10 protein-coding genes, 3 tRNA genes and 1 other RNA gene are annotated in these 11,324 nt (G+C 72.2%); 4 read left to right on the forward strand and 10 right to left on the reverse strand.

Going from position 1 to position 11,324, the window contains the following annotated elements:
• Nucleotides 1-809: 809 nt before the first annotated feature.
• Nucleotides 810-1,538: a site-specific integrase gene (locus tag VMN58_07880; GenBank protein HUF33111.1), complete on the reverse strand. Its 729-nt coding sequence runs from the start codon at nucleotides 1,536-1,538 to the stop codon at nucleotides 810-812.
• Nucleotides 1,508-1,584: transfer RNA gene (locus VMN58_07885), tRNA-Lys, on the reverse strand. Before VMN58_07885 ends, VMN58_07880 begins: the two co-directional genes overlap by 31 nt.
• 118 nt (nucleotides 1,585-1,702) lie before the next feature.
• On the opposite strand from VMN58_07885, the gene VMN58_07890 reads away from it, so the two are divergent.
• Nucleotides 1,703-2,608 (forward strand): undecaprenyl-diphosphate phosphatase, encoded by a 906-nt coding sequence (locus VMN58_07890; protein ID HUF33112.1) that lies wholly within the window; start codon nucleotides 1,703-1,705, stop codon nucleotides 2,606-2,608.
• Here the strand turns inward: VMN58_07890 and rodA are convergent.
• The 7 genes from rodA to ffs all read right to left on the reverse strand — a co-directional run bounded on the left by rodA (nucleotide 2,601) and on the right by ffs (nucleotide 9,178).
• Nucleotides 2,601-3,737, reverse strand: coding sequence for a rod shape-determining protein RodA (rodA, locus tag VMN58_07895; protein ID HUF33113.1), 1,137 nt, complete (start codon nucleotides 3,735-3,737; stop codon nucleotides 2,601-2,603). The two genes, VMN58_07890 and rodA, sit on opposite strands and share 8 nt — an antisense overlap.
• A gap of 71 nt (nucleotides 3,738-3,808) precedes the next feature.
• On the reverse strand, nucleotides 3,809-5,458 hold the full coding sequence (locus VMN58_07900) for a hypothetical protein (protein ID HUF33114.1): 1,650 nt from the start codon (nucleotides 5,456-5,458) through the stop codon (nucleotides 3,809-3,811).
• Nucleotides 5,455-5,874, reverse strand: coding sequence for a hypothetical protein (locus tag VMN58_07905; protein ID HUF33115.1), 420 nt, complete (start codon nucleotides 5,872-5,874; stop codon nucleotides 5,455-5,457). The genes VMN58_07900 and VMN58_07905 overlap by 4 nt, the downstream gene beginning before the upstream one ends.
• Nucleotides 5,871-6,470, reverse strand: coding sequence for a recombination mediator RecR (gene recR / locus VMN58_07910; protein ID HUF33116.1), 600 nt, complete (start codon nucleotides 6,468-6,470; stop codon nucleotides 5,871-5,873). Before recR ends, VMN58_07905 begins: the two co-directional genes overlap by 4 nt.
• Before the next feature lie 24 nt (nucleotides 6,471-6,494).
• Nucleotides 6,495-6,848 carry a YbaB/EbfC family nucleoid-associated protein gene (locus tag VMN58_07915; GenBank protein HUF33117.1) on the reverse strand — a complete coding sequence of 118 codons (354 nt, stop codon included), beginning with the start codon at nucleotides 6,846-6,848 and terminating at the stop codon, nucleotides 6,495-6,497.
• 180 nt (nucleotides 6,849-7,028) lie between these two features.
• Nucleotides 7,029-8,900, reverse strand: a complete 1,872-nt coding sequence (gene dnaX, locus VMN58_07920) for a DNA polymerase III subunit gamma/tau (protein ID HUF33118.1) — start codon at nucleotides 8,898-8,900, stop codon at nucleotides 7,029-7,031.
• 179 nt (nucleotides 8,901-9,079) lie between these two features.
• Nucleotides 9,080-9,178, reverse strand: an RNA gene (gene ffs / locus VMN58_07925) — signal recognition particle sRNA small type.
• Between the two features lie 47 nt (nucleotides 9,179-9,225).
• Here ffs and VMN58_07930 point away from each other — a divergent pair.
• Nucleotides 9,226-9,313 (forward strand) — tRNA-Ser (locus VMN58_07930).
• A gap of 29 nt (nucleotides 9,314-9,342) precedes the next feature.
• Here the strand turns inward: VMN58_07930 and VMN58_07935 are convergent.
• A complete protein-coding gene (locus tag VMN58_07935) occupies nucleotides 9,343-10,479 on the reverse strand; it encodes a caspase family protein (protein HUF33119.1) in 1,137 nt (378 codons plus the stop codon).
• Between the two features lie 187 nt (nucleotides 10,480-10,666).
• On the opposite strand from VMN58_07935, the gene VMN58_07940 reads away from it, so the two are divergent.
• Nucleotides 10,667-11,143 (forward strand): nucleoside deaminase, encoded by a 477-nt coding sequence (locus VMN58_07940; GenBank protein HUF33120.1) that lies wholly within the window; start codon nucleotides 10,667-10,669, stop codon nucleotides 11,141-11,143.
• An 11-nt stretch (nucleotides 11,144-11,154) separates the two neighbouring features.
• Nucleotides 11,155-11,244 (forward strand) — tRNA-Ser (locus VMN58_07945).
• The last annotated feature ends 80 nt before the right edge of the window (nucleotides 11,245-11,324 follow it).

Consider the following 11,324-nt stretch of genomic DNA (forward strand, 5'->3'; position numbering starts at 1 on the left):
GGTTGCTTCCGAGACCTGGACGGCCATGTCTGGGAGATCGCCTTCAACGCCGGCTTCCCGCTCGACGACAGCGGCAACCTCACGGTCCCTCCCCTCGGGGACGGGTCCTGAGAGGAGGTCGACCATACCGGGGGTACCCCCGCGCTAGTCCACCAGAGATCAGGTCATCGTGAGCGGCCGCCAAGAACTTGGCCCTAGTCACCGGGGACCACCAACGAGCGGCACATCGGAGCGACGCGCTCCGACGAGGAGAACTACACGTCAAGGCTGCGAGATCCAAGGGTGCAGTTGTTGACTCCCATCGGCCATCATTCGACGGTGCGAAGCCGCCGCAGGTTGAAGACGCTGGCGGTAGAGGACCCGTCGGCGTCGATCTGGGAAGCGGCGATCAAGGTTGTCGTCCGGTGGAAGGACCACTCGGGGCCACCGACTAGCCGTGATGAAGCCCTCGATCTGCTGCGGCAGGAGTACCCCGCGTCGGAGTCGGCCTTAACGGAAACGTTCGACGCGGTTGTGGCGGCTCACGATCAGGCTGTCGAGAGCGTGCCGCAACATGTGCGACGGCGGCGCCTGAAGCTCCACCCGTTCGCTTCGAGTCGCGACATCGACCGCAGGGCAGTCGAAGCGGACGTAAGTGCAGTCGCTCCGGGTTTGCCCGCTGACCTTCGGTGGCTTCTTGTCGGGTGGGTCATCCACTGGCACTGGGAACGCTGAGCAACCGCCCACCCGCTCCGATTGCCGGATATTTGGCGCCGCTGGGAGTCACTTGCGAGAGGCTCCTGCGCGCCTATCAGGTGTTCTTGACGCTCCTACGACTCGGCCTGCCCTTCGTCGTCGGGCTTCGTGTTGAGCAAGGCGCCGAAGAGGTCGGCCGCTCCTTGGTCTCTCGCGTCGACGGCGTGGCCGTAGATGTCGGAGGTGGTCGAGGCCCGCTCGTGGCCGAGGCGGCGGGACACGGTGTGGAGGGGCACACCAGCGTCGAGGAGGTAGGAGGCGTGCATGTGTCGGAGGTCGTGGACTCGCACGCCGGTGACCCCGGCTGCGTTGCAGAGCCGGCGCCAGGCGGCGGTCACGTAGTCCGGTCGCCAGGGCCGCTCTCCCCCGTCGTGGGAGAAGATGTAGGGCAGCTCGACGAGGGTCGGACCACCTGCCAGCGCAGCCTCGACCTCCGTTCGCCGAGCTTCGAGACGGGCGGCGGTCTCGACGTCGATGGCGACGGTCCGCTCGCTGTGGGTCTTGGTGTCCTTGATCAGGACCTGGTTGCCGGCGAGATGGAGCACCGACCGGTGGATGTGGACGAGCCGGGCCTCCAGGTCGTTGCCGCCTCGAGTCGCTCCGCCCTGATCGATCTGTGCTGAACCTGGGTGAGGACCTTCTCGGCGTCGCGCTTGGTTCCCCTGACCGTCCGGGACACCTGGTGGTACCGAGCCATCAAGGGATGACTCAGGGATGGCAACCCTTCCGATGACGGCTCTTCTGCGCTGCAACCCTCTGAACTGGACTTTTATGGTGGGCCGCCCGGGTCTCGAACCCGGCACCTTGGGATTAAAAGTCCCCTGCTCTAGCCCGATGAGCTAGCGGCCCGACGCGCGGTCACGGTACCGCCCGGTCGGGTCGCCCAGGTGAAGCGAAGGGTGGCGTCGGCAGACCGTGCCACCATGGCGGGCCGCCGTGCGCCGGATGCGGCTGGGAGAGGAGCGGGGTGCTCGAGTCGGTACCGGAGATCATCCAGGCGATCGTCCTCGGCATCGTCCAGGGCGCCACCGAGTTCATCCCGGTGTCGAGCTCGGGGCACCTGGTGCTGGTGCCGTTCGTGCTCGGCTGGGAGAAGCCCAGCCTGGCGTTCGACGTCGCCCTCCACGCCGGCACCGCCGGCGCCATCGTCGTGTACTTCCGGCGCGACCTGCTGGCCATGGCCGGTGCAATCGTTCGCCCGGACGGTTCGCCCGAGTCCGCCACCTACCGGCGTCTCGTGGTCTACCTGGCGCTGGCGACCGTCCCCGCTGGCCTCATCGGTGTGGCCTTCCGGAGCACCTTCGAGGGAGCCTTCGCCACCCCACGGCTCGCCTCCGCACTCCTGCTCGTGACCGCGGCGATGCTGGTCGGCGGCGAACGGCTGCGAGCCCGACGCATCGCCCGCACCCCCGCCTCCGCCCCGGTGCCGGCCTCCCGACCGGCGATGACCACCAGCGTGGGGGCCGACCCCGAAGACCCGGCGGGCACCACCCTCGACCGGGTCGACCTGCGCCAGGCCATGGCGATCGGCCTCGGGCAGGCGCTGGCCCTGCTGCCGGGCATCTCCCGGTCGGGCAGCACGATCACCACCGGGCTGGCGATGGGTCTGACCAGGGCGGCGGCCACCCGGTTCTCGTTCCTCCTCGCCCTACCGGTCCTGGTGGGCGCGGCGGTGGTGAGCGTCCCTGATCTGGCCGAGCCGGGCCGGTTCTCCGGTGCCGACATCGTCGCCGGGGTGCTCGCCGCGTTCGTGTCGGGCTACCTCGCCGTGGCGTTCTTGGTGCGGCTCGTGGCGCGAGCGGGGCTCACGGGCTTCGCCCTCTACCTGGTGGCCGCCAGCGGCGCCACCATGGCGCTGACCTTCGTCAGGTGAAGCGGCGGGAGCCCACGTTGAGCACCAGCCCGACGGCGATGAACGACGCCAGGGTGGCCGACCCGCCGTAGCTGAGGAACGGCAGGGGGATCCCGGTGATGGGCATCATCTGCATGGTCATGCCGATGTTCTGGAAGATCTTGAACACCATCATGGCCAGCACCCCGACGCACAGCAGGGCGCCGAAGCGGTCGCGAGCCACCAGCGCCGCCCGCCAGACCCGCCAGGCGACCACGGCAAAGAGGGTCACCACCGTCGCGGTGCCGAGGAAGCCGAGCTCCTCGCCGATCACGGTGAAGATGAAGTCGGTGTGCTGCTCGGGGACGAAGGAGAGGTTGGTCTGGGTCCCCTGGAAGAGGCCCACACCGGTGAGGCCGCCGGCGCCGAGGGCGATCTGCGACTGGGTGAGGTTGTAGACCGAGGAGCTGTCGCCCTGCGGGTTGACGAAGCCGGTGAGGCGGTCGCGCTGGTAGTCCTCGAGGACCCCCAGGCTCAGGCCGGCGATGACCGCGAAGGCGACGACGAGGCCCACCGCGGCGAGGTGGCGGAGGCGGGCGCCGCCGAAGAACGTCACCGCGATGGCGACGACACCGAAGACGAGGGCCGTGCCGAGGTCGGGCTGGGTCAGCACGAGCAGGGCGGGCACGCCGGCGAGGACGAGGGCGCCGACGAAGCGGCCCCCCGTGAGCTCTTCGTGCATGTGGCACCACGACGCCAGCAGCAGCACCAGCGCCACCTCGGCGAACTCGGAGGGCTGGAGCTGGAAGAACCCGAGGTTCACCCAGCGCTGGGCGCCCTGGGTGGTGACCCCGAGGGGGGAGATCACCAGCAGCAGCAGCAGCACGCTGAGCCCGTACCAGATCGCGGTGGTGTCGCGGATCCTGCGGTAGTCGATGGCCATCACCCCGCTGGCGAGCACGATGCCGAGCGCCACCCAGATCGCCTGCCGGCGGAGGTAGAAGGTGGGGTCGAGGCCGGCCGAGCGCAGGCTGGAGTGGGTGGCGGAGTACACCGCCAGCAGCCCGATCACCGACAGGGCGAGGACGGCCCCGATGAGGACGGGGTCGAGGTGGCGGATGGGGTCTGCGAGGCGTCGGCGGCGCTCGAAGGTAGGCGAGGTGGTGCGCATGAGGAGGGCCCAACGCTACGGGCGGGTCCGGACGATGTCACCTCGGGGTCGAACGGGCCGCAGCCCGGTGGTCACCGCCCGGCGAAGCACTCCTCGACCTCGGCCCACGCCGCCTGGTGCTCCTCCTCGGACGCGCCGGGGGGCAGGTCGTCGACCGGTCCATAGCACTCCTCGACCGCCGCCTCCTCCTCGGCGCGGGTGGAACCGCTACCGGGAGCGAGGTCGGCGTCGTACTCGTCGACCTCGTAGCCGTCGTCGTAACCGTCGCCGTACTCGTCGTCGTACCAGTCCGTCTCGGGGTGGCCCATGAGGGGCTCGCTCTCCCAGACCTCCTCGAAGCTGGATTCGGTGCCGGACACGCCCATGAAGGCGCCGAAGAAGAACATCTCGATCAGCTGGCCGAAGGTGGAGTCCTCGCCGTCGAAGTCGGCGGGGTCGAGGAGGCTGAGGGCGGCGGTGGTGAGGTCGAAGCTGGTGCGGACCGGGCTCAGGAACCACTCGCCGTCACGCTGGACCACGGTGAAGGCGAAGGTGACGTCGGAGAGGTCGATGTCGAGGTCCTCGGCGTCGCTGATGCAGCTCTCCTCCTCGATGTCGCCATCGCTGTAGCGCAGGCAATCGCCGTCGAAGTCGGCCCAGCCCTCCTCGCCGTCGACGGTGCCGCTGAAGGCGAAGCCCCGGACGATGACCCGGGCGGTGTCGCCGTCGCCTTCCCTGTCGAGGTCGAGGCGGTCGAGGGTGATGGCGACCTCGCCGGTGGCAAGCAGCTCGTCGCGCTCGGCCTCGACCTCGTCGAGGAACAGCGGTGCGTAGTCGTGCAGGGCCCGCATCTCGTCGGGGGCGAGGAGGGCGATGGCCCGGCGGGCGTCGAGGCGGATGGCGGCGGCGGCCAGCTCCTCGACCACGGCCTCGGGCGAGGGTGCCCCGGCAGGGGTCACCCCGGCGCCGAAGGCCGGCAGCGGCAGCAGCGCGTCACGGCGGGCGGCCTCGGCGATGGAGTAGAAGAGGCTGACGTGCCAGCCACCACGCTCCTCGATGACGACCAGGTGGGCGTCGTCGGTGGCGAGGTCCTCGGTGCTGACGTCGGGCTCGACCTCGGCAAGGTCGATCTCGGCCATGGCCAGGAGCGCCTCGAGGTTCTCGCCGAGCGGCAGCGACGGGGGATCGAACGTGGAGGTGATCGTGCCGGCGGTGATGCGGACCGCGGCGATGCCGGGGCCGAGCGGCTCCGAGGCGAGCTCGAGGCCGTCGACCTGGAAGTCGATGCCCGACAGGTTGGCGAGGTCGAGGTCGTCGGAGAGCAGGCGAAGGCGCTGCAGCTCGCTGGCGACGCCGCGGATGCCGGGCAGCACCGCCGAGCGCTCGCCGGGCGGCAGGGACTCGAGCAGGCCGATCACGTCCTGGTCGGAGAGGGCGTCGAAGAGGCGTTCGACCGCTGCCTCGGGCGTTGGGCTGCCGTCGCTGCCGCCGAAGGAGGTGACGGCGAAGACCGCGGCCACCAGGGCGGCGGCGATGCCGACGCCCACCGCGACCACGGTGCCGGGGCGGGAGCGCCGGGGCTCGGGGGCGGCGTAGGCGGGGAGCACCTCGCCGGCAGCCGGGGGCGGGCCGGCGGGTCCGGTGGGCGCCGCGGTCGGTCCCTCCGGGGGGGCGCCCCACGTCGGGGGCTGGGCGGGGGACGGATCCCAGCCGTGCCGGCTCCCCGTGGTGTCGTCGCTCACTGCACGCTCCTCTGGTCCCACAACAGACAGGCGACACCGAGGAGCGAGAGGGCTCCGGCGAGTGACGCGAGGTACACACCCACGTCGGCACCGAGGGGCGACCTGTTGAGCAGGACGCCCAGTGCCAGCGCGGCAGTGCCCAGGATTACACATGATGTAACCAAAATCACTCGCTTTCCGAGGGCGGCGGCCAGCCACGCCGCTGCGGCGACCAGGGGCACGAGGTACCAGCCCCGCGCCAAGGTGGCGGCGGGCCCGGTCACCAGCTCGAGGCGCTCGGCCACGCCGACCAGCTCGTAGCTGGTCCGGGTGGCGGCCCCGCTGCGGGCGTAGGGCAGGAACGACCCCACCACCACGCCCACGGCACCGCCCGCAGCGAGGACGACCCCCACGGCGTCGCGACGTCCGGGGGTCACGCCTCCACGTCGCGCCGGCCCTCGAGGGCGCGCCCGAGGGTCAGCTCGTCGGCATACTCGAGGTCGCCACCGACCGGCAGCCCGCTGGCGATGCGGGTCACCCGCAGGCCGAGGGGCTTGAGCAGGCGGGCCAGGTACATGGCGGTGGCCTCACCCTCGATGTTGGGGTTGGTGCAGAGGATGACCTCGGTGATCTCCTCCGGCTCGAGGCGAGCCAGCAGCTCGCTCACCTTGAGCTGGTCGGGGCCGATGCCCTCGATGGGGCTGATGGCGCCCTGCAGGACGTGGTAGCGGCCCCGGAACTCATGCGTTTTCTCCACCGCCACGATGTCACGGGGCTCCTCCACCACACACAGCAGGTGGGTGTCGCGGCGGGGGTCCGCGCACAGGTCGCACTCGTCACCCTCGGAGACGTTGAAGCACCGGGCGCAGAACGACACCCGCTCCTTCACCTCGTTGATGGCGGTGGCCAGGCGCAGGGCATCCTCGGCTGACACCTTCAGGAGGTGGAAGGCGATCCGCTGCGCGGACTTCGGGCCCACCCCGGGGAGGCGGCCCAGCTCGTCGATCAGGTCCTGGACGGGGCCGGCGTACACGCGGTGCGGGCGGGTCGGGCGGCGTCAGCCGCCGAGGAGCCCGCCGAGGCCCCCGCCGCCGAGCTCGCCGGCCAGGCCGCCGAGGCCGCCCATGGCGCCCTGCTGGGCCTCGTTGACCCGGGCCATGGCGTCGTGGAGGGCGGCGAGGACGAGGTCCTCGAGCATCGCCACATCGCCCGGATCGACGGCGGCAGGGTCGATGCTGACCGACTGGAAGTCGAGGCCGCCGGTGACGCACACCTTCACCACACCGCCGCCGGCCTGGCCCTCGACAACGGCCTCGGCCGCCTCGGCCTGGGCGGCCATCAGCTGCTCCTGCATCTCCTGGGCCTGGGCGAGGAGAGCGCTGAGGTCGGGCGTGGCGGAGTGTTCGGACATCGCCTCCAACCTACCGCCTCACGGGTCCACCGGACCGGACCCGCCCCCCCTCTTCGAGATGTGTGCGCGAGGCGTCCGCTCCCGACGTCCAGCGCGCACAACTCGGGTCAGGGGTCGAGCCGACACCCGAGATGTGTGCACCAACGGTCCGCTCCCGACGTCCAGCGCGCACAACTCGGGTCAGGGGTCGAGGACCTCGGCGCCCGGGAAGGCGTCGGTGAGGCGGTCGAGGCCGGTGGTGGCGGCGGGGGCATCGGTGAGGTCGGTGACGTCGACGGGCTCGTCGTCGTCGGACGGGCGCTGGCCGCCCGCGCCACGGGCGGGGTCGTCGTCGGGAGCGACGTCGTCGTCGACGACGATCCGCACCGGGAGCGGCCGGCCGAAGTGCTCGGCCAGCGCGCCCTCGAGGGCGGTCCGGTGCTCCTCGGCCTTGCGGACCATGATCTCGCTGGTGACGGCGAAGACGACGGTGCCGTCGTCCACGGCGGTGAACCGCCCCGAGTTGTAGAGGCCACGGGCCCGCACGTTGAGCTTGGGCGCGACGTGGTCGGGCCAGGCCAGCGTGACCTGTTCGCGGCTGGGCAGCGGCCCGCCGGAGCCGGCATCAGCACCGGCGGTGGCCGCCTGGACGACGGGCGGCTCGGGTTCCGGTTCCGGCGCCGCGGGCGGTGACGAGGCCGGAGCCGTGGCCGCAGAAGGCGCGGGCGCGGACGACGACGACGACGGAGCGCCTGACTGGCGTCGCACGCCGCCGAGGGCGGGCCGGGCGGCGGGCGGCGACGCCGGACCCGGCTCCCGGGTGGTGGCGGCATCCATGGCCTGGCGGGCGGCGGCGCGGCCGTCGGCCACCCCGGCAGCCGGTAGCGGCGGCAGGTCTGCCGGGACGGGGGCGGTCGCGTCGGAGGCTCCCTCACCGGCGGCGGCCGCGGGCGCCGGCGTCGACACCGCGCCACCGCGCATCGCCCGCTCCAGGCGCTCGACCCGCTCGAGGACGGCGCCAGGCGAGGGGTCGACCTCGGGTCGGGTCACCCGCACCAGCGCCACCTCGAGGGCGACACGGGGGTCCGGCGCCTCGCGCATGGCCAGCAGCGCCTCACCGACGGCATCGAGGCCGCGCACCGCGGCTGCCGGTCCCAGGCGGCGGCCCTGGTCGGAGACCCGCTCGAGCATGGTGTCGGGCAGGGAGACGGCGTCGGGCGCCATCGTCGTCAGGAAGGCGTCACGGAGGTACCCGAGCAGCGACTCCCCGAGCTGGCGGGGGTCGCGACCGGCGCTGCACGCCCCGGCGACGGCGAGCAGGGCCCGCCCGGTGTCCCGCTCGCAGAGCGCCTCGACCAGCTCGTCGACGAAGGAGTCCTCCTCGGCGGCGCCGCCCCCCGCCACGATCTGGTCGAGGGCCGACAGCGAGTCGCGCGCCGAGCCCTGGCCCCGCCGCACGGCGGCGTCGACGGCGCCCTCGGCCAGCTCGAGGCCGGCGTCGGCGGCCACCCACGTGAGGTGCTCGGCGAGGGTGGCGGCGGGCAGGAGCCGGAAGTCGAAGTGCTGGGTCCGGCTGCGGATGGTGGGGGCAACCTTCTGGGGGTCGGTGGTGGCCAGCACGAACGCGACGTTGGCGGGGGGCTCCTCGAGCGTCTTGAGCAGGGCGTTCTCGGCCCCGGTGGAGAGCATGTGGACCTCGTCGAGGATGTACACGCGGTGGCGGCCGCCGCTGACGAGGGCGACCCGCCGGATGAGGTCGCGCATCGCCTCCACGCCGTTGTTCGACGCGGCGTCGAGCTCGCTCACGTCGAGGGAGGTACCGGCCTCCACCGACAGGCACGAGGGGCACTCGGCGCACGGCTCGCCGTCGACCGGGGCATCGCAGTTGAGGGCCTTGGCCAGCAGGCGCGCGGTGGAGGTCTTTCCGGTGCCGCGCGGGCCGCTGAAGAGGTAGGCGTGGGCCACGGTGCCCTCGCGGACGGCGTTGCGCAGCGCCCGCACCACGTGGTCCTGGCCCTTGACCTCGCTGAAGCGACGCGGCCGGTACCGCCGGTAGAGCGACTGGAACGCCATGCGGCCGAGACTACCGACGAGCAGCTCGCAGCGGGCGAGCGGTGTGCTGCCCGGCGTTCGACGTGACGGCCAGACGACGTGTGCGCACACCGCTCGACCTGCACGGCGCCGAAGGCGCCCATGAACAGGGGCTGCGCAGCTCGCAGCGGGCGAGCGGTGTGCAGCCCGGCGTTCGACGTGACGGCCAGACGACCTGCGGCACACCGCTCGACCTGCTGAGAGCTGCTGCCTTCCGGCCCTGACTCGGTTCACAGGGAACGATTGCACAGGGCCCGGCCGCCACGTCCAACGACGGGCTCAGGCCAGGATACCCTGAACCGACCCGGGAGGGGTGCGAGAGCGGCCGAATCGGCACGCTTGGAAAGCGTGTGTGGGGCAACTCACCGTGGGTTCGAATCCCACCCCCTCCGCCATCGGCGCGATCAGCCCGCCACAGGCGCGATCAGCGCCGGCAGTACGTCACGACGCCGTTGACCCGGAACGTGCACCTCCGGGGCCCGTCCTCGTCGGGCGGCGGCTCCTCGGCAGGCGGCTGGGAACCTCCGTCACCCGAGGGCGGGGGCGGCTGCTGGGCCGACCCACCGTCGGCCGACGAGGGCGAGCTCGCCGGCGGTGGGCCGAGGACGAGGTCGCCGGGCTGGTAGTCGAACTGGATCGGCTGGCGGTTGGGGTGGTCGCGGCGGATGCCCTCGACGGCGAAGGCGAAGGCCTTCTCGACGCTCTGGGGGGCCATGCCCTGGAGCATGGCCCGATTGACCATGTACTCCCCGAAGTACGACCGGCCGTAGCGCGAGTTCTCATACGCCAGGCTGTTGGCGTCGGCGGCGGCGGAGAGGATCCGGCCGGCGGCGAGCACCTCGGTGAAGCCGCCGCCGTAGCACGACGCCATGGCGATCCAGGTCTGCTCGGCCCGCAGGTCGCTGAGGTCGTTGGCCATCTGCTCGTCGGTGACGAGGCGCCCGTCGGCGGCGACGATGGCCTCGGTGGAGCGGCTGAGCTTGCGGACGTGGCCGGCGTAGTAGACGACGGCCGTGGCGTCGTCACCGGCGTGGGCCACGAGCCACCTGAAGGCGTCGCGGATGTTGGCGGCGGAGGCCTGACGGTCGCGCAGCACCAGGCGCCGGTCCGCCGGGACCCCGTAGCCGCTGAGGACACGGTCGATGTCGTTGGCGTCGTTGACCGCCGAGCGGAGGTCGGAGTGGGTGCCGGGGTAGTCGTTGATCCCGATGATCACCGCCCAGGTGCCGTCGGCGGGCTGGACGTGGTCGTAACGGCCGGTGAGGCGGCTCGGCGGGGGCACCGGGGGAGCCGGAGGGACCTCGAAGGTGTCGGGGGGCGGGGCGATGACGCTGTCGCCATCGGTGGCCTCCACGCTCGAGGCGTCCGATTCCTCGTCGGCGGCGGGCAGGAAGGTGGGACCGGTCGGGATGGTCGTGGTGGGGTCGAGGTCGACGAAGCGCTCGCGCTCGGCGGTGGTCCGCTCGGGCATGGCCACGTGGATCTCCGCCGGCGCGGACGCGGCAGCCTCGAGCTGGTGCGGGGGCTGGGGCACCGACGCGTCGGTGCCGATGAGGATCACCAGGGCGCAGATGGCCAGGCCGGCGTGGGCGCGACGCGCGGAGAGCCTCCTTCGGTGGCGACCCCTCGCCCCGACCCCGTCTGTCCCCGACCGCCCCGCCACGGCACCTCGGGGCCCGCGTCGCGAACCCATGTGCATGGGTTTTCGACGGAGTGGGTAACACCTCCTGCTCGCTACGGTACGAAATGTGACGACTTCATCAGCCTCCAGCGGGCACCGTGCCGCCATGGCGGTCGCCATGGCGGAGGCGGCGTCGGCCACCGACCACGACGACGTCCCGGTCGGCGCCGTGCTCCTCGGCCCCGACGGCTCGGTGCTGGCCCGGCGCCACAACGAGCGCGAGCTGGCGGGTGACCCGACCGCCCACGCCGAGGTGCTGGCGATTCGGGACGCGGCCGCGGCTCTGGGGTCGTGGCGGCTCTCGGGCTGCACGCTGGTGGTCACCCTCGAGCCGTGCCCGATGTGCGCGGGCGCCCTGGTGGCGGGCCGCGTGGGCACCGTGGTCTTCGGCGCCGCCGACCTGAAGGCGGGTGCCTGCGGCTCGCTGTACAACCTCTGCGCCGACCCCCGCCTCAACCACGAGGTGGCGGTGGTGGCGGGGGTGGAGGCCGAGGCCTGCGCCGAGCAGCTTCGCTCGTTCTTCGCCGGTCGGCGCGCCCGGTAGCCTTGCCTGCTGGAGAGATGCCAGAGCGGACGAATGGGGCGGCCTCGAAAGCCGTTGTGGGTTTCGGCTCACCGTGGGTTCGAATCCCACTCTCGCCGCCAGTGTGATGTCGGGACGGCGAGGTCGCCCGCTGGGAGGAGGAGGAGGAGGAGGAGGAGATCCTCGACACGCTCTTCGACTG

The sequence above is a fragment of the Acidimicrobiales bacterium genome (assembly GCA_035512495.1).
Lineage (GTDB): Bacteria > Actinomycetota > Acidimicrobiia > Acidimicrobiales > CADCSY01 > DATKDW01.